Annotated in this window: 12 protein-coding genes; 5 read left to right on the top strand and 7 right to left on the bottom strand. The window is 68.4% G+C overall.

Annotation, left to right across the window (positions count from 1 at the left end; translation table 11 throughout):
- Window positions 1-152: 152 nt before the first annotated feature.
- Window positions 153-1,382 carry a phosphoglycerate dehydrogenase gene (gene serA / locus AAFN46_RS16320; protein ID WP_347809752.1) on the top strand — a complete coding sequence of 410 codons (1,230 nt, stop codon included), beginning with the start codon at window positions 153-155 and terminating at the stop codon, window positions 1,380-1,382.
- A gap of 234 nt (window positions 1,383-1,616) precedes the next feature.
- Here the strand turns inward: serA and AAFN46_RS16315 are convergent, their stop codons facing one another.
- Window positions 1,617-2,192, bottom strand: coding sequence for a YceI family protein (locus AAFN46_RS16315; RefSeq protein WP_347809751.1), 576 nt, complete (start codon window positions 2,190-2,192; stop codon window positions 1,617-1,619).
- Between the two features lie 18 nt (window positions 2,193-2,210).
- Window positions 2,211-2,756, bottom strand: coding sequence for a cytochrome b (locus AAFN46_RS16310; RefSeq protein ID WP_347809750.1), 546 nt, complete (start codon window positions 2,754-2,756; stop codon window positions 2,211-2,213).
- A gap of 230 nt (window positions 2,757-2,986) precedes the next feature.
- Here AAFN46_RS16310 and AAFN46_RS16305 point away from each other — a divergent pair, with 230 nt between their 5' ends.
- The 4 genes from AAFN46_RS16305 (at window position 2,987) to AAFN46_RS16290 (ending at window position 7,536) form a co-directional block, all read left to right on the top strand.
- Complete coding sequence (locus tag AAFN46_RS16305; RefSeq protein WP_347809749.1) at window positions 2,987-4,393, top strand: adenosylmethionine--8-amino-7-oxononanoate transaminase; 1,407 nt, start codon at window positions 2,987-2,989, stop codon at window positions 4,391-4,393.
- A 4-nt stretch (window positions 4,394-4,397) separates the two neighbouring features.
- Window positions 4,398-5,039 carry a thiopurine S-methyltransferase gene (tmpT, locus tag AAFN46_RS16300; protein WP_347809748.1) on the top strand — a complete coding sequence of 214 codons (642 nt, stop codon included), beginning with the start codon at window positions 4,398-4,400 and terminating at the stop codon, window positions 5,037-5,039.
- 62 nt (window positions 5,040-5,101) lie between these two features.
- Entirely contained in the window at window positions 5,102-5,824 is a 723-nt protein-coding gene (locus AAFN46_RS16295; RefSeq protein ID WP_347809747.1) for a 16S rRNA (uracil(1498)-N(3))-methyltransferase, read from the top strand.
- 221 nt (window positions 5,825-6,045) lie between these two features.
- Complete coding sequence (locus tag AAFN46_RS16290; RefSeq protein WP_347809746.1) at window positions 6,046-7,536, top strand: alanine/glycine:cation symporter family protein; 1,491 nt, start codon at window positions 6,046-6,048, stop codon at window positions 7,534-7,536.
- Between the two features lie 50 nt (window positions 7,537-7,586).
- On the opposite strand, the gene AAFN46_RS16285 is transcribed toward AAFN46_RS16290, so the two are convergent.
- From AAFN46_RS16285 to AAFN46_RS16265, 5 genes are all read right to left on the bottom strand, one after another.
- Window positions 7,587-8,195: a LysE family translocator gene (locus AAFN46_RS16285; RefSeq protein WP_347809745.1), complete on the bottom strand. Its 609-nt coding sequence runs from the start codon at window positions 8,193-8,195 to the stop codon at window positions 7,587-7,589.
- Between the two features lie 77 nt (window positions 8,196-8,272).
- Window positions 8,273-9,064 (bottom strand): AraC family transcriptional regulator, encoded by a 792-nt coding sequence (locus tag AAFN46_RS16280; protein WP_347809744.1) that lies wholly within the window; start codon window positions 9,062-9,064, stop codon window positions 8,273-8,275.
- Window position 9,065: 1 nt separating this feature from the next.
- Window positions 9,066-9,536, bottom strand: a complete 471-nt coding sequence (locus AAFN46_RS16275; RefSeq protein WP_347809743.1) for a chemotaxis protein CheW — start codon at window positions 9,534-9,536, stop codon at window positions 9,066-9,068.
- A gap of 19 nt (window positions 9,537-9,555) precedes the next feature.
- The gene (locus tag AAFN46_RS16270; RefSeq protein WP_347809742.1) at window positions 9,556-10,575 is read right to left on the bottom strand and encodes a chemotaxis protein CheB; all 1,020 of its coding nucleotides are present in this window, start codon (window positions 10,573-10,575) and stop codon (window positions 9,556-9,558) included.
- Complete coding sequence (locus tag AAFN46_RS16265; RefSeq protein WP_347809741.1) at window positions 10,568-18,310, bottom strand: Hpt domain-containing protein; 7,743 nt, start codon at window positions 18,308-18,310, stop codon at window positions 10,568-10,570. Before AAFN46_RS16265 ends, AAFN46_RS16270 begins: the two co-directional genes overlap by 8 nt.
- Between the last annotated feature and the right edge of the window lie 14 nt (window positions 18,311-18,324).

Raw genomic sequence — 18,324 nt, 5'->3', positions numbered from 1 at the left:
GTCACCCTGAGAACGCTTCATCGCCCAGGGGTGGCTGTTTCGCGGGGCTCGTATGCTAGCATACGCACCCCGCCAATCGTGCCCCCGAGCCGATCCGCGGGCCCGGCCGCGGCCGCTTTCCTGACACTTTTTGTGGGACCACAGGTACTCCGATGAGCAAGACCTCTCTCGACAAGAGCAAGATCAAGTTCCTTCTGCTGGAAGGCGTGCACCAGAACGCCGTCGACACCCTGAAGGCCGCAGGCTACAGCAACATCGAGTACCTCAAGGGCGCCCTGTCCGGCGAAGAACTGAAAGCGAAGATCGCCGACGCCCACTTCGTCGGCATCCGCTCGCGCACCCAGCTGACCGCCGAGGTGTTCGACTGCGCCAAGAAGCTGGTCGCCGTCGGCTGCTTCTGCATCGGCACCAACCAGGTCGACCTGGCCGCCGCCCGCGAGCGCGGCATCGTGGTGTTCAACGCGCCCTACTCCAATACCCGCTCGGTGGCCGAGCTGGTGCTGGCCGAGGCCATCCTGCTGCTGCGCGGCATCCCGGAAAAGAACGCCTCCTGCCACCGCGGCGGCTGGATCAAGTCGGCGGCGAACTCCTTCGAAATCCGGGGCAAGAAGCTGGGCATCGTCGGCTACGGCTCCATCGGCACCCAGCTCTCGGTACTCGCCGAGGCCCTGGGCATGCAGGTGTTCTTCTATGACACCGTGACCAAGCTGCCGCTGGGCAACGCGCAGCAGATCGGCAACCTGCACGAGCTGCTGGGCCTGTGCGACATCGTGTCGCTGCACGTTCCGGAGCTGCCGTCCACCCAGTGGATGATCGGCGAGAAGGAAATCCGCGCCATGAAGAAGGGCGGCATCCTGATCAACGCCGCCCGCGGCACCGTGGTCGAGCTGGACCACCTGGCCGAGGCAATCAAGGACGAGCACCTGATCGGCGCCGCCATCGACGTGTTCCCGGTCGAGCCCAAGTCCAACGACGAAGAGTTCGAAAGCCCGCTGCGCGGCCTGGACCGGGTGATCCTGACCCCGCATATCGGCGGCTCGACCGCCGAGGCGCAGGCCAATATCGGCCTGGAAGTGGCCGAGAAGCTGGTCAAGTACAGCGACAACGGCACCACCACCTCGGCCGTCAACTTCCCCGAAGTGGCCCTGCCGGCGCACCCGGGCAAGCACCGCCTGCTGCACGTGCATGCCAACATCCCGGGCGTGATGAGCGAGATCAACAAGGTGTTCGCCGACAACGGCATCAACATCTGCGGCCAATTCCTGCAGACCAACGACAAGGTCGGCTACGTGGTGATCGACGTCGACGCCGAGTACTCCGACCTGGCGCTGGAGAAGCTGCAGCACGTCAACGGCACCATCCGCTGCCGCGTTCTCTTCTGAGGACTTCGCTGCGCTAAAGGGCTTAGGCCAAATGCCAGTCACCCAGGTGACTGGCATTTTTATTTCCGCATGGCCGAGCCCTGTAGGCCGCGAGACATCAAGAGCATGGGCGCTATGACCCCTCGCAGGAAAGCCACCGATTTCTGATACAGCTTGCGACTCGTCAGCGGGCAAAGCCGGGGCAATCCATTGCCCCGCAGCCGGCTCCTTATCTCAGCCTTCCCAGAACCGCCATTACTGGCGCACCCCCTCCACCGAGATGATCAGCTCCACCTCCTGGGCGGCCGGGCCGAGGTCCTTCTGGATATCGAAATCCTTCAGCTTCAGCCGGGTCGTGCCCTCGAAACCAGCGCGGTAGCCGCCCCAGGGGTCGCTGCCCTCGCCGATGAACTTGGCGGCGATCACCACCGGCTTGGTCACGCCGTTGAGGGTCAGGTTGCCGGTGATGTCGGCGCTGCCCTCGCCGGTGCTCTTCACCGAGGTGGACTCGAAGATGGCGGTCGGGTGCTTGTCGACATTGAGGAAATCGCCGCTGCGCAGGTGCTTGTCGCGCTCGGCGTGGTTGGAGTCGACGCTGGCGGTGTTGATGCTCACCTTGACCTTGCTCGCCTCCGGTGCCTTGGCGTCGAAGCTGAAGCTGCCGTCGAAGTCCTTGAAGGTGCCGTACAGCCAGCTGTAGCCCAGGTGGCTGATCTTGAAGTTGACGAAGGCGTGCTGGCCTTCCTTGTCGATGGCGTAGTCGGCGGCCATGGCCTGCCCGGCGAACAGGGCGGCACTCAGGGACAGGGCGGCGAGGGATTGCTTGAGCATTAACAGTCTCCTTGTGGATTAACGACCGAACATGCGCACCAGGGTGGCATCGCGGTCGACGAAATGGTGTTTGAGCGCCGCCAGGGCGTGCAGGCCGGCGAAGATCACCAGGGCCCAGGCGAGATACTGGTGGATGACGCCGGCCAGATCGGCCTGTTCCGGCAGGCCGGTCAGGGTGGCCGGCACCTCGAACAGGCCGAACACGGCGATGCCGCGCCCCTCGGCGGTGGAGATCAGATAGCCGCTGATCATCACGCCGAACAGCGCCAGATAGAGGAAGGCATGGCCGAGCTTGGAGGCCAGCCGGGTGGCCGCCCCGTGACTGGCCGGAGCCGGCGGCGGCGGACTGATGAGGCGCCAGAGCAGGCGGCCGAGCATGATCGCGAACAGCAGAATGCCGATGCCCTTGTGCAGCTCCGGCGCCCTGCGGTACCAGCCGCTGTAGTAGTCCAGGCCGACCATCCACAGGCCCAGGCCGAACAGACCGAATACCGCCAGGGCCACCAGCCAATGCAGCAGGATGCTGACCAGGCCATAGGTGGAGTTCGAATTGCGCCACTGCATGAGAGATCGTCCGTATCGCCGAGTGAAGACAGCCTAGCGACAAATGCATCGATGAAAAGCGGAATTTTTCGCTGCGAAATATCGAGCAAACAGATAGTTCGCCATAGCCGCCATTAGTCCGTGCCGAGCGGCTGCGGTTCGCCGCGAGGCTCTGGCCGGCCGATTCCGAGGGACGAACGGCAACGGGCATCTCTGTTAGTCTCTGCCCAATTCGTTGTGGAGAGTCGAACATGAGCCAGAACACCCAGTGGATGCAGCGCGATCTCGAAGTGCTGTGGCACCCCTGCACCCAGATGAAGGACCACGAGCGCCTGCCGCTGATCCCCATCAGGCGCGGCCAGGGCGTCTGGCTGGAAGACTTCGACGGCAAGCGTTATCTGGACGCGGTCAGCTCCTGGTGGGTCAACGTGTTCGGCCACGGCAACCCGCGTATCAACGCGCGCATCAGGGAGCAGCTGGAGAGCCTGGAACACGTGATGCTCGCAGGCTTCACCCACGCCCCCGTGGTGGAGCTGTCCGAGCGCCTGGTGCGGATCACCCCGCAGGGCTTGTCCAAGGTGTTCTACGCCGACAACGGCTCCTCGGGCATCGAGGTGGCGCTGAAGATGAGCCACCACTACTGGATCAACACCGGCAAGCCCGAGAAGAAGCGCTTCGTCACCCTCACCAACAGCTACCACGGCGAAACGGTGGCGGCCATGTCGGTGGGCGACGTGGCGCTGTTCACCGACACCTACAAGGCGCTGCTGCTCGACACCCTCAAGGTGCCCAGCCCGGACTGCTACCTGCGCCCCGAGGGCATGGGCTGGGAAGAACACTCGCGCAACCTGTTCGCCGCTATGGAGCAGTGCCTGGCCGAGCACGCCCATGAGGTGGCGGCGGTGATAGTCGAGCCGCTGATCCAGGGCGCCGGCGGCATGCGCATGTACCACCCGGTCTACCTCAAGCTGCTGCGCGAGGCCTGCGACCGCCATGGCGTGCACCTGATCCACGATGAGATCGCCGTCGGCTTCGGCCGCACGGGGACCATGTTCGCCTGCGAGCAGGCCGGCATCACCCCGGACTTCCTGGTGCTGTCCAAGGCGCTGACCGGCGGCTACCTGCCGATGGCCGCCGTGCTGACCACCGACCAGGTGTACGGCGCCTTCTACGACGACTACGCCACCCTGCGCGCCTTCCTCCACTCGCACACCTACACCGGCAACCCGCTGGCCTGCGCCGCGGCCCTGGCGACCCTGGATATCTTCCGCGACGACGATGTGATCGAACGCAACAAGGCCCTGGCGGCGCGCATGGCCAGCGCCACCGAGCACCTGAAAGACCACCCGCATGTGGCCGAAGTGCGCCAGACCGGCATGGCCCTGGCCATCGAGATGGTCAAGGACAAGACCAGCAAGACCGCCTACCCCTGGCAGGAGCGCCGCGGCCTGCACGTCTACCAACATGCCCTGGTGCGCGGCGCCCTGCTGCGCCCGCTGGGCAGCGTGGTGTACTTCCTGCCGCCCTATGTGATCACGCCGGAGGAGATCGACTTCCTCGCCGAGGTCGCCAGCGAGGGCATCGACATCGCCACCCGCCAGTCGGTTAGCGTGGCCGTCGCCGCCGATCTCTATCCCAACCATCGCGACCCGGGTTGAACAGATGGAACACGACTTCTGGCACAACCGCTGGGCGACCGATCAGATCGGCTTCCACGAGCCGGCAGCCAATCCGCTGCTGATCGAGCACCTGAGCGCACTCAACGTGGCGAAGGGCAGCCGCCTATTCCTGCCGCTGTGTGGCAAGACCCTGGATATCGCCTGGCTGCTCGCCGCCGGCTACCGGGTGGCCGGTGCCGAGCTCAGCGAGCTGGCGGTGCAGCAGCTGTTCGCCGAGCTGGGCCGGGCACCTCGCATCGAGGCACTCAACGCCAGCCTGAAACGCTACGAGTCGGACGATCTGGAGGTGTTTGTCGGCGATATCTTCGCGCTGGATGCGCGGCTGCTCGGCCCGGTGGACGCCATCTACGACCGGGCGGCGCTGGTGGCGCTACCGCCATCGATGCGCCCCGGCTACGCGCGCCATCTGCTGGAGCTCGGTGCCGGTGCGCCGCAGCTGCTAATCAGCTTCGACTACCAGCAGAGCCTGCTGGCGGGGCCGCCGTTCGCCGTGCCGGCCGGCGAGCTGGCGGACCTGTATGGCGCCCACTACCTATTGCGCCAGCTGGCTCGCCAGCCGCTGGAAGGCGGCCTCAAGGGCCAATGCCCCGCCGAGGAAGTAGTGTGGCACCTGCAGCCTCGCTGACAGGTCATGCCAGAAGCATCCGCCGCGCTTAAACTAGCCTCTTTGCCAGTCGCCCACAGCCCATGCGCCTATCCCGCTTCTTTATCGATGCCCCCCTGTCCCTCGGCCAGCACCTGCTGCCCGAGGCCCAGGCCCACTATATCGGCCGCGTGCTGCGCCACGCCGCGGGCGATGCCGTGCAGCTGTTCGACGGCAGCGGCCAGGAATACCTGGGCGAGCTGATCGAGGTGGGCAAGAAGGCGGTCCGGGTCGAGTTGCGCGAGGCCTTCGCCGGCCAGGCCGAATCGCCGCTGCGCATCCACCTGGGCCAGGGCCTGTCGCGCGGCGAGCGGATGGACTGGGCGATCCAGAAGGCCACCGAGCTGGGCGTGGCCGAGATCACCCCACTCCTCTCCGAGCGCTGCGAAGTACGGCTGAAGGACGAGCGCGCCGACAAGCGCCTGGCCCACTGGCGCCAGGTGGCGATCAGCGCCTGCGAGCAGTGCGGCCGCTCGCGGCTGCCGACCCTCCACCCCCCCGTGCCCCTGGCCGAATGGCGGACGGCGGTGGAGGCCGAGTTGAAGCTGGTGCTGCATCCGCTCGCGGCGCCGCTGGACAGCCATGCCAGGCCGCAATCCCTGGCCTTCCTGATCGGCCCCGAGGGCGGCCTGTCCGAGACCGAGGTGGAGCAAGCCAGGGCCGCCGGCTTCCACCCCGCCCGCCTGGGGCCCAGAGTGCTGCGCACCGAAACGGCGCCGGTCGTCGCCTTGGCGGTCGCGCAGCAGCTCTGGGGCGATTTTTCATAAATCTCTGTCGCCTGAACGTAACTAGATGTGACTTAAAAAGATGGCAAGGCCGTCCACCTCTGGCATGCTCTGCACGCCAACAGCGGCCTGCGGCCTACCACCGCGCGTCGCATGTGCGAGAACGGCACTCATCGTGCCGGCCTCACTCCAATAACAATTCGCCGAGACGACGTCCCCTCCCATAAGGAGGCCGCTCGAGTCTCAGGCTAAAGGAGCACTACATGAACGAACTGGTCTCGACTCTGAACGGACTGGTCTGGAGCCCGGCGCTGATCTATCTGTGCCTCGGCGTCGGTCTCTACTTCTCCCTGCGCGGCCGCTTCCTGCAGGTTCGCCACTTCAAAGAAATGATCCGCCTGATGTACACCGGCAAGACCGATGAACACGGCATCACCTCCTTCCAGGCCCTGACCATGACCCTCGCCGGTCGCGTGGGTACCGGCAACATCGCCGGCGTGGCCACCGCCATCACCTTCGGCGGCCCGGGCGCGGTGTTCTGGATGTGGATGGTGGCCTTCCTCGGCGCCAGCTCGGCCTTCGTCGAGTCCACCCTCGGCCAGGTCTACAAGGAAGACCTGGACGGCCAGTACCGCGGCGGCCCGGCCTTCTACATCGAGAAGGGCCTGGGCATGAAATGGTTCGCCTGGCTCTTCGCCATCGTCACCGTGCTCGCCTGCGGCCTGCTGCTGCCGGGCGTACAGGCCAACTCCATCGCCTCCAGCGTGCAGACCGCGTTCGACATCGAGCCGACCGTCACCGCCGCGATCCTGGCCATCCTGATCGGCCTGATCATCTTCGGCGGCGTCAAGCGCATCGCCCACTTCACCCAGGTGGTGGTGCCCTTCATGGCGCTGGGCTACATCCTGGTGGCCATGGTAGTGATCCTGCTGAACATCGAGCAGCTGCCGGGCGTGATCGCGCTGATCTTCAAGAGCGCCTTCGGCCTCGAGGCCGGCTTCGGCGCCATCCTCGGCATGGCCATCATGTGGGGCGTGAAGCGCGGCGTGTACTCCAACGAGGCCGGCCAGGGCACCGGCCCGCACGCCTCCTCCGCCGCCGCCGTCAGCCACCCGGCCAAGCAGGGCCTGGTGCAGGGCTTCTCGGTGTACATCGACACCCTGTTCGTCTGCTCCGCCACCGCCTTCATGCTGCTGATCACCGGCCAGTACAACGTGCAGGCGCCGGACGGCAGCGCGCTGTTCACCGGCATCGCCGGCGTCGCCGCGGGCCCGGGCTACGTGCAGACCGCCATGGAGAACATGATGCCGGGCTTCGGCAACATCTTCGTCGCCATCGCCCTGTTCTTCTTCGCCTTCACCACCATCCTGGCGTACTACTACATCGCCGAGACCAACATCGCCTACATCAACCGCAAGGTGCACCGCCCGCTGCTGATTCTGCTGCTCAAGCTGGGCATCATCGCCGCCACCGTGTACGGCACCGTGCGTAGCGCGACCCTGGCCTGGGACCTGGGCGACCTCGGCGTGGGCCTGATGGCCTGGCTGAACATCATCGCCATCGTCCTGATGCACAAGATCGCCTACGTCTGCCTGAAGGACTACGAGGCGCAGAAGAAGGAAGGCAAGGACCCGGTCTTCCATCCGGAGAAGCTCGGCATCAAAAATGCCGACTACTGGACCGGCTCCCGCGCCGAGGCCAACCTGGTCAAGGAGCAGGACGAGATCAAGGGTGAAATCAGCACCCAGCGCTGAGTCGCCGCTCCGCTGAACGAGAAACCCCGCTTCGGCGGGGTTTTTCATTGCTACAGGCCGCGCAGGGTGAGCCCGGCCAGCGCCAGCAGGAGCAGGCCGCAGCCGGCATGGCTGATGCGCTGCCAGCGCGGCGAGCTGTGCCGGCGCAACCAGTCCACCAGGGCCGCGCAGAAGAAACACCAGAGCAGCGAGGCGAACATGAAGCCGGCGAAGAACACCGCCAGCTGCGCCTGGCTCGGCGTGCCCTCGACCATGCCGGCCAGGGCGCTACCCAGGGCGCCCCAGAACACGATGTTCTTGGGGTTGGACAAGGACAGCAGCGCCCCGGCGCCGAAAGCGTTGCGTCCCAGTTGCGCCCCCTCCTCCGCCAGCGGCGGGCGCCGGGCGTCGCGCAGGCCCTGCAGGCCGAGCCAGGCCAGGTAGGCCGCACTGGCCAGGGTCAGCGGCTGACGCACGCTCTCTTGCGTCAGCAGCAGGGCCAGGCTGCTCAGGCCGATCAGCGCCCAGGCCGCATCGCCGATCAGCGAGCCCAGCTGCACCAGCAACGCCGGACGGAAGCCGCCGAGCAGGCCGCGGCGCAGCGTCTCGCTGAACACCGCGCCGGGCGAGGCGCAGAAGGCCACGCCGAAGAGCATGGCGGCGCAGAAGATAAGCAGCATGGTGGCGCTCCGTGAGTCGGGAAGCGCCAATTATCCTGGTGGCGGCATCACCCGGCTTGAACCGGATTGCTGCGCGCTCAAGCGCGCACGCAGGCCTGGTAACGGCCCGGACTGATGCCGTAGGCGGCGCGAAAGTGGCGGTTCAGGTGGCTCTGATCGGCGAAGCCCAGGGCATGCGCCACCTCGCCGGCCGCCATGCCCTGGCGCAGCAGACCCTGGGCACGGCGGGTACGCAGCTGCATGGCCCATTGCCGCGGGCTGAGCCCGGTGTGCTTCTGGAAACTGCGCAGCAGGTGGAACTTGGACAGGCCCAGCTCGGCGGCCATCAGGTCCAGACTCGGGGTGCGTTCGAGGTTGTCCGCCAGCAAGGCCTGCAGCCGGGCCACCGCGGCATGGCCGATGCTGCGCGCGGCGGCCAGACGCACGCCGGCGCCGGCGGCGACAGCCCCCAGCAGCAGCGTCACGCCCTCCTCGCCGCGCTCGCGCAGCAGCGGGTCGTCGCTCAGGCAGGCTTCCACCCGGCGCGCCAGCTCGGTGGCCAGCGCCGGCGCATGCTGCAGCGGTCGCTCGAACTGCAGCTCGGCGCGCCCCAGGCTGGTGGCCAGCTGCGCGGCCGGCAGGTAGAGGCCGACATAGCACCAGGGCTGACCCTCGGCCGCGCCGCCGCCCTGGATCTCGCCGGGGTTGTAGGTGGTGATGGCGCCGACACCGGCGCTGAAGCTGCGCCCGTCCAGCCAGATGCGCTCCTCGCCGAGCAGGTTGGCGCCGATGACGAACTCGTCGTGACTGTGCTTGTCGAACTGCCGGCCCGCCACGCAGCTGCTGGCGACTTCGAGGTCGCCCAGCCGCGCCAGGCGCACCGAGCTCATCTCAGATCAGGCCGGCGTCCGCCAGCTTCTGCTCCAGGCCGACCAGGTCGGGAATCTTCACCACCGCCTCGCCGAGTTGCACGGCATCCAGCTCCAGCGGGGTGAGCGGCGCGTTGGCGCGCTGCAGGTTGTCCTCGAGCTTCATCGAGCGCGGGATGCCCTGCACCAGCAGGGCGATGAACTTGACCCTGTCGCGCCCGCCGAGGGCATTGAGCACCGCCACCCGCACGCCAGGGCCGATCTGGCTCTGCCCGCCCGTGGCGGCCTCGAAGGACAGCAGCGGCAGCTGCAGGTCGCGCCAGGCGACCTGGCCGAGGAACCAGGACGGCAGGCCCGGGGAGATCACCGGCGGGCGGTAGGGAATCAGCTCGGCCACCGCCACGTTGGGCAGCAGCAGGGTGCGGTCGGCCAGCGGCACCAGCAGCCCGGTGAGGCTGGCGACGGCGTTCTGGTTGGCGATGGCTTGGCTCATGAAAACTCCTGAGGCGCCGTTACTGGCACTGTTCGGCCAGGTGATTGACCAGGGCGGCGGCCAGCTCGCGCGGGTCGCCGCTGAGGCTGCTGTAGCCGCCTTCGCGCAGGCTGTCGGGCATGCTCGGGGAGGCGCAGCTGTCAGCCTTCTGGGTCCAGATCAGGCCACCCTGGCGGCGCACGTAGGCGGCCGCGGCGCTGCCGTCGCTGCCCATGCCGCTGAAGGCGATCACGCCGCAGTGGGCGCCGAACTGCTGGGCCAGGTTGAGCATCATCTGGTCGATCGACGGGCTGTAGGGCTCGGGCCAGCCACGCTCGGCCACCTGCATGCGGCCATCCTCGGCGAAGCCGAGTTCGTTGCCGATCGGCGCCACCACCACTTCGCCGCAGCGCACCGCGTCGCCGTGGCGCACCGGGTTGACGTGCCACTGGCTGTGCCGGCCGACCGCCTGCGGCAGCACGCTCTCGAAATCCGGGGCGATGTGCTGGGCATAGACGAAGCCGATCGGCAGGCCGCCGGGCAGGGCGTCGAGAAACTCCTTGACCGCCGCCGGGCCGCCGAGGGAGGCGGCCAGCAGCCAGACCTGGCGGGCCGGCTCGCCGGCCTGCAGCGGGGTGCCGGCCAGCGCCGCCGGCAGCTCCACCCGCCCCGCGCGCTGCGACTCGGCCAGCAGTGCCTCTAGGCTCGGCCCCACCGCCTGGGTCGGGTCGCCGACCAGGCGCTTGAGCTTGCCGAACAGGCGCCGCTCCCAGCGCGGGTAATTCTCCGAATGCCGTTCGGGGGCGTGGCCCTCGCCGAACAGCACCGGCGCACTGGCCTTCTCCAGCAGGCTGTCGACCAGCGGCGAGTCTTCCGACTGAGCCAGATCGACCAGCCACAGGTCGGTCTCGCAGCCGGCCAGGGCCTCCTCGTCGAGGCGCGCCGGGTCGCTGTTGAGTACCACCTGGTAACCACTACCGGCGAGCGCCTGCTGCAGCACGTGGCGCTGCAGGGAGGTGTCGGCGATGACCGCGATACGAGCTGCAGTTCTGTCAGCCATTGCCCTTGTCCTTGTCCTTGACCAGTTTCTGGATGTTGTCGAGCAGGTCCGACTCTTGATAGGGCTTGCCCAGATACTCGTTGACGCCGATGGCCATGGCCCGTTCGCGGTGCTTCTCGCCGGTACGCGAGGTGATCATGATGATCGGCAGGTCCTTGAGACGCTCGTCGTGGCGCACCAGGGTGGCCACCTCGAAGCCGTCCATGCGCGGCATCTCGATGTCCAGCAGCATGACGTCCGGGCGGTGTTCCTGCAGCTGGGCGATGGCGTCGACCCCGTCCTTGGCGGTCAGCACGTTCATGCCGTTGCGCTCCAGCAGGCGGCTGGTGACCTTGCGCACGGTGACCGAGTCGTCGACCACCATGACCAGGGTCGGCCGCGCCGCCTCGACCTCGGCGACCGCCGGCGCGGCCTGGCTGGCCAGGCGCGGTGCCTGCACCTGGCCGAGCAGGTGGGCATGGCGCACGCGGATGGTCGCCAGCAGGTCGAGAATCACCACCACGCGGCCGTCGCCGAGGATGGTGGCGCCGGAGATGCCGTGCACGCCGGCGAACTGCGGACCGAGGCTCTTCACCACGATCTCGCGCGATCCGGCCAGGGCGTCGACCTGCACCGCCACCGCGTGCTCGCTGGAACGCACCAGGATCACCGGCAGCGGCAGGCTCTGGCCGACCAGCTTGGGCTGCTGGCCGTTGTTCAGCAGGTCACCCAGGTACTTCAGCTCGTAGGCCTGGCCGGCGTACTCGAAGCGTGGCGCGTCCGGCCCGTAGTAGGCCTCCAGCTCGTAGGGCGAGACCCGCACGATGCCCTCGATGGTGTTCAGCGGAATGGCGTACAGGTCCTCGCCGGACAGCACCATCAGCGCGCGGTTGACCGACACGGTGAACGGCAGGCGGATGAGGAAGCGGGTGCCCTCGCCGACGCTGGACTCGATGCTCATCGAGCCGCCGAGCTGCTTGACCTCGGAATGCACCACGTCCATGCCGACGCCGCGGCCGGAGATCTGGGTGACCTTCTCGGCGGTGGAGAAGCCGGCCTCGAGGATGAACTGCAGGATCTCGTGGTCGGTGAGATCGCTGTCGGCATCCATCAGGCCGCGCTCGATGGCCTTGCGCTTGACCGCGTCGAGGCGGATGCCGCCACCGTCGTCGGCCAGGGTCAGGAGAATATCGCCGCCCTCGCGACCGAGGCTCAGGCGGATATTGCCGACCTCCGACTTGCCGGCGGCACGGCGCTTGTCGGCCGGCTCGATGCCATGGTCGACGGCGTTGCGCAGCATGTGCTCCAGCGGCGCGACGATGCGCTCCAGCACGGTGCGGTCCATCTCGCCTTCGGCGTTGCCGACATGGAACTCGACCTGCTTGCCCAGCTCGCCTGCCACCTGGCGCACGATGCGGCGCAGACGCGGCACCAGGCGGTCGAACGGCACCATGCGGGTGCGCATCAGGCCTTCCTGCAGCTCGGTGTTGACCCGCGCCTGCTGCAGCAGCAGGGTCTCGGCGTCGCGGTTCTTCGCCGCCAGGGTCTCCTTGAGGTCGAGCAGGTCGGAGGCGGACTCGAACAGCGCCCGCGAGAGCTGCTGCAGGTGCGAGTGGCGGTCCATCTCCAGCGGGTCGAAGTCCTCGTAGCCGGCGCGCTCGGCCTCGGCCTGGTAGCGGCTGAGGATCTGCGCCTGGGTCTCGGTGTCGAGGCGGCGCAACTGGTCGCGCACCCGCTCGATGGTGGCCTCCATCTCGCCCAGGGTGTAGCCGACGTCGCTCACCTGCTGCTCGACCCGACCGCGGAAGATCGAGGTCTCGCCGGCCAGGTTGACCAGGCCCTCGAGCAGCTCGGCGGGCACCTTGACCAGCTCCTGTGGCGCGCGCTGGGCGGCGGCGCGGGCGGCGGCCTCGGCGGCGCGCTGGACGAAGGGCAGCACCTTGTTCTGTTGTTGCACCTGCGGCTGGCTGCTGGCCGCCACTATCGGCATGGTCAGCGCGGCCGGAGCCGGGGTCGGCTCCGCGGCCGGCTTGTCGACCGGCGCCGCGGCGCTCGCGGGGCTGTCGTCCAGGCGCTGGCGCAGTTGATCCAGGCCCTGCTGCAGCCCCTCGAAACCGGACTGCACGTCGAGGAACAGGCTTTCCGGCCAGGGCGCGCCCTGGTGCTGCGCCTCGGTCAGGTGCTGTTCGAGGTCATGGCTGAGATCGCCCAGGCGCTTCTGTCCGGCCAGGCGCGCACCGCCCTTGAGGGTATGCAGGATGCGCAGCAGCTCGTCGATGGGCGAGCCGTCCTCGCGGTTGGCCTCCCAGCGGCCGATGGCGGCCTCCATGGCCTCGAGCAGGTCGTCGCCTTCCTCGAGGAAGATGTCGAGAATCTCGTCGTTGTCGCCGTCCGGCCCCGCATCCTCCTGCACCGGCTGCAGGTGCACGCTGGTCGGCATGCTGAGCTGCGCCTCGGGGTCGGCCCGGAAGCGCTTGATGGTCTCGATCAGCGCCAGGCCATCGGGGATGGCACGGTTGTCGCGCACCGCCTCGAGCATCTCGGCCAGGCGGTCGTGACAGGCCTGCAGCAGGCCGAACAGGTCGCCGCCGGCCTTGAGGCGGCCGTTGCCGACGCCCTCGTAGAGGAACTCCAGCTCGTGGGCCAGATCGCCGATCTCGCGAATCTCGGCCATCCGCGCACCGCCCTTGAGGGTGTGCAGATCGCGCTGCAGGGATTCGACCTCGAGGGTGTTGTCGACGTCGGCCATCCAGCGCTGCAGGGCGGCGCCCGCGCTGTCCATGATGTCGAAGCCTTCCTCGAGGAATATCTCGACCAGCTCGGGGTCGCGCTCGACCGTCGGGACAGCGGCAACCGGTGCAGGCGTCGGCACTACCGGCTCGGACTCGGGCTCGGGCTCGGGCTCGGGCTCGGGCTCGGGCTCGGGCTCGGGCTCGGGCTCGGGCTCGGGCTCGGGCTCGGGCTCGGCAGCTTCGGCGGAAAGATCCTGCGTGGCAAGCGGCTCCAGATCCTCGGCGCCCAGGGCCGGCAGCGACTCGTCCAGGTGCCACTCGTCCGGGCTCAGCGTCGGCATCTCGGCCGGCGCCTCTTCGCTCGCCGGCTCGGCGGCTGGTTCGATCTGCAGTTCGGGCAACTCGTCCGGCTGCGGCGCGACGAAGTCCACCTCGGCCAGTTCGCCCAGATCCATTTCGGCCGAGCCAAGGTCAGCGTGTTGCGCGGGCGCGGACGGCTCATCCGGGGTTTCGCCACCCAGGGCCGGCAGCGACTCGTCCAGATGCCACTCGTCCGGGCTCAGCGCCGGCATCGCGGCCGGCGTCTCTTCGCTCGCCGGCTCGGCGGCGGGTTCGATCTGCAGCTCGGGCAGTTCGTCCGGCTGCGGCGCGACGAAGTCCACCTCGGCCAGTTCGCCCAGATCCATTTCGGCCGAGCCAAGGTCAGCGTGTTGCGCGGGCGCGGTCGGCTCATCCGGGGTTTCGCTACCCAGGGCCGGCAGCGACTCGTCCAGATGCCACTCGTCCGCGCTCAGCTTCGGCATCGCGGCCGGCACCTCTTCGCTCGCCGGCTCGGCGGCTGGTTCGATATGCAGCTCGGGCAACTCGTCCGGCTGCGGTGCGACGAAGTCCACCTCGGCCAGCTCACCCAGGTCCATTTCCGCGGACTCGCCCTGCAGCGGCGCGGCACTGGCCGTTAGCGATCCGCCGCCCTGGCGAAAGTTGCGGATGACTTCGATCAGGTCCGCCGAGCCGAACAGCGGCTGGCCGCGCTGCAGCTGCTCGAGCTGCACGGCCAGGCGATCGTGACTCTGCTGCAGCAGGCCGGCCAGCGCCGCCGAATGATTGAAGCGGCGATCCACCAGGCCTTCGTAGAGCGACTCCAGCTCGTGAGCCAGATCACCGATGGGACGAATCTCGGCCATGCGCGCGCCACCCTTGAGGGTGTGCAGGTCGCGCTGCAGCGACGACAGGGCCAGGTGGCTGTCCGGGTCGGCGAGCCAGCGGTCGAGGGCCTGGCCGGCGCTGTCGAGGATGTCGACGGCCTCCTCCAGGAATATCTCCACCATCTCGGCATCGAGGTGCTCGGGCATCTCCGCCAGCGCCGGCGCCTGTGCGACAGCCTCGGGCTCGGCCGGTTGCTCAAGCTCGACCACTTCGAGACCGGGCGCGGGATCCTCCAACAGGGACAGGGCATCCTCGCCCAGGGTCTGTTCCAGCAGGCGGTGCAGGGCCTCGACCCGCTCCGGCTGCGGACTGACCTGCAGGGCCGCGGCGACCTGGTCCATCATGCCGATCAGCGCCTCGTGGGCGGCCTCGGCCTCGGCGAAGAACGCCTCGCTCACCGCCAGACGACCGTCCTGGGCAGCCCGGTACAGGGCCAGCAGCGCCTGGCACAGCTCGTCGATCTGCGGCAGGTCGGCCATCTGCGCGCCGCGCCCCAGGGTGTTCAGCTCCTCCAACAGGGCGGACAGCTCCTGTTGCTCGCTGGGATGCTCGCGCCACTTGCGCAGCAGGTCCTCGGCATCCAGCAGGATATCCATGCCTTCGGCGAGGAAGATCGAGATCAGCTGCGGGTCGCGGCTGTCCTGCTCCTCCATGCGCGCGCTCTCGGCGCTGTCCAGGCGGGCCTGGTGCAGCTTGTGCACCCGCTCGAGGAACTCGGCCGCTCCGGGAATGGGCGCCAGCGGCTGGCTTTCCAGCTGTTCCAGGCCGGCGCGGAACAGCTGCTCGGCATCGCGCAGCAACTCGGCCTCGGCCAGGTCCATGTCGATCAGGTTGGTCTTGAACTCCTTGACCAGCTTCTCCAGCGGCGTGGCGATCTCGGCGATCGGCAGGATGCCGGCCATGTGCGCGCTGCCCTTGAGGGTGTGCAGGGCGCGCTGCAGGGCGTCGGTCACCGGCTGCGGCAGCTCCTGGGCGCAGTCGGCGAGAAAGCCGACCAGGCTGTCCAGGTGGGTCTCGGCCTCGTTGCGAAAGATTTCCAGCAGCAACGGGTCGAGGGCGTCCTCGTCACTGCTGTCGGCCAAAGGGCCGCCGAGCTCCTGCGCCGCGCTCTGCTCGGCCGGCGTGTCCGCCACGACCGGACTGGCGAAGCTGGGCACCTGGCCACGGGCCAGGGCATGGGCGGTGGCGGCCAGGCGGTCGACGTCGTCGCGCTGGCGCTGGGCCTTGGCGGCGAACTCCTCGACCAGCGCCGGCATCAGCGCCACCACATCGGCGACCACCTGCTGCACCGGCGCATCGGGCTGGATGCTGCGATCCAGCACGCGGTTGAGCATGTTCTCGATGGACCAGGCCAGCTCGCCGATGATCAGCGCGCGGACCATGCGGCCGCTGCCCTTGAGGGTATGGAAGGCGCGCCGCACCTCGGTCAGGGCGTCCTTGTCATCGGTGTTGGCGCGCCACTGCGGCAGGTACTCGCCGATGGTCTCGAGAACCTCGCCGGCCTCCTCGATGAAGACCTCCAGCAGGTCCTCGTCCACTGGCTCCTCGTCGGCCGGCGGCGGCAGCAGGGACGGCGGCACATCCTGGGCGGGCGGGTTGATGGCCTGCACCGGGGCGGCCATCACCTCGGCCATGGTCATGGCTTTTTCCGCTGCCGGGGCCTGCGCCTCGGGTTCGAGCGGGGCGCTCGGCAGCTCGACTTCCGGCAGCTCGAGGTCGGCGATCTCCAGCTCGTCCCAGCTGCTCGGCGCGTCCTCCAGGCTTAACTCTTCGATCGGCTCCTCGCCCAGGCTCGGCAGCGTTTCGCCGGCCTCGGCGAACGACGGTTCGTCCAGACTCTGCAGCGGCGCGTCCAGGCTCGGATCTATGCCGGCGCTGTCCTCCAGGCTGACTTCGCCCAGGCTCCAGTTATCGTCGGAGACCAGCAGCTGGCCATCGTCCTCGCTCGGCAGCGCGGCGAACTCTGCGCTCAGCTCATCGCTCGGGGCGGGCTCGGCCTCCACGGGGGGCTCCTGCGCTGGCGCCGCGAAGGCCTCCTCCTCGGCAGCCAGCACCTCGATCTCCTGCAGCGGGTCGGCCAGCGGCGCCGGCGCTTCCTCGCGCGGCTCGATGCGGTCGAGGATCGAGGGCTTCTCCTTGAGCGGATAGCCCAGGCTCTCCAGGCTCTCTTCGGCGACGTCGAGAATCAGGTCGCCCTGGCTGGCATGGTCTTCGGCCAGGCGCTCGAGGTAGTACTCGACGCTGGTGATGGCATCGGCCAGGGTGTCCAGGTTCTGCCAGTTGGGCACGGCCTTGCGCACCAGCAACTGTTCCTGGATATAGCGGGTGCAGGCCTGCAGCAGCGCGGCGGCACGGGTCAGCGGAATCATCGCCAGGCCGCCGCGGACCTGGGTCAGCAGCTCCGGCACGCGGGCCAGGTGCTCGTGGTTCCACTGCGAGGCGATGAACTCGATGATCGCGTCCTTGGCCTGCTCCAGGCCGTTGCGCGCCTCCTTGATCACCAGCTGGTGGATCTGCGCCACGTCGGTGGTGGGCAAGTGAGCCTGCTCGCTCTGCGCATCGTCGGCCGGGCCGACCATGCCGGCCAGGGTGGCCTCGACATAGAGCAGCGCGCCGGCCACGTCCATCAGCACCGCGTCGTTGGGTTCGCGCTGACCGAGGGACAAGCCATGCACCACGTCGATCTGGTCGAGAATCACCTTGCGTGGCTGGCCGAAGCCGAGCACCGCCAGGGTATCGGCGATCTGCTTGAGCGGCGCCAGCAGGGCGTCCAGCTCGGTGACCTGCTGGCGATCGCTGCGCACGAACAGGTCGAGGCTGTCCTTGACCCGCACCAGCTCCTCGCACAGGGCACCGACCACCGAGCGCATGGCGTCGCGGTCCGGCCCGGCCAGGCGCGCACGCTCCTCGTCGACCACGCCGCTGTCGGGCAGGGCGTCGTCGAGGCGGTACTGCTCCTTCAGGCTGCGGATACGTGGCGACTGGGCCGGGGCCTTGGCCACGTAGAACAGCAGGTTCTTGGTCAGCTCGTCCGGGGCGGCCTGGTTGATGCCGTCGGCGCCCTGGTCGACCAGGCGCTTGAGCTCCTTGTCCACCTGGCGCAGCAGGGTGCGCACCGAGGTGCTGTTGACCACGCTGCCATTGGCCAGGCCCTCGACCATGCCGGAGGCGATCTGCCACAGCGGGCCGAGCGGGGCCTCCTTGCACAGCAGTTCGAGGCGGGCGAACACGCGCGCCATGTAGCCCAGGTTGGTGGCCAGGTCCTGGTTGCGGATCACCCCGACCAGGGCCATCTGCAGCATCTGCCGCAGCTTGCGCAGCAGCACCGGCAGTTCGGCGGTGCGCAGCTTCTCCAGCGAATCCAGCGACAAGGCCGGCAGGCGGCCGGACAGATCCGGAGAGAACAGGCTGGTTTCCGACAGCAGGTTCTCGCCGCGGGCGGCGCGCAGGTCGTTGAGCAGCGGCAGCACCACCATCGGCAGGTCGCGCCGCGCGCTCTGGATGCGGTCCAGGTAGGCCGGCAGCTGCAGGATGGCCTGCATCAGCACTTCCAGGGCCTCGCCCTGGTTGCCGACGCGGCCGTCCAGCAGGGCCTGGGTCAGCTGCTCCATCTCCTCGGCGAGCAGGGCCGCGCCGTAGAACTCGACCATCTGCAGGGTGCCCTGCACCTGGTGCACATAGGTCTGGCAGAAGCGCATGCGCGTGGCGTCCTGCGGGTTCTCGACGAACGCCTCCAGGGCCTGGCGGGCCTGCTTCAGGGTTTCCGCGATCTCGCCTTTGACCCACTCCAGGGCGACATAGTCGTGCCGATCACCCATACCTGCTCCAGTCA

The organism is Pseudomonas sp. CAU 1711 (genome assembly GCF_039888625.1).
In the GTDB taxonomy this organism is placed as follows: Bacteria; Pseudomonadota; Gammaproteobacteria; order Pseudomonadales; family Pseudomonadaceae; genus Aquipseudomonas.
Note: the sequence above shows the minus strand (reverse complement) of the source record. Positions and strands in the feature narration are given on the sequence as shown.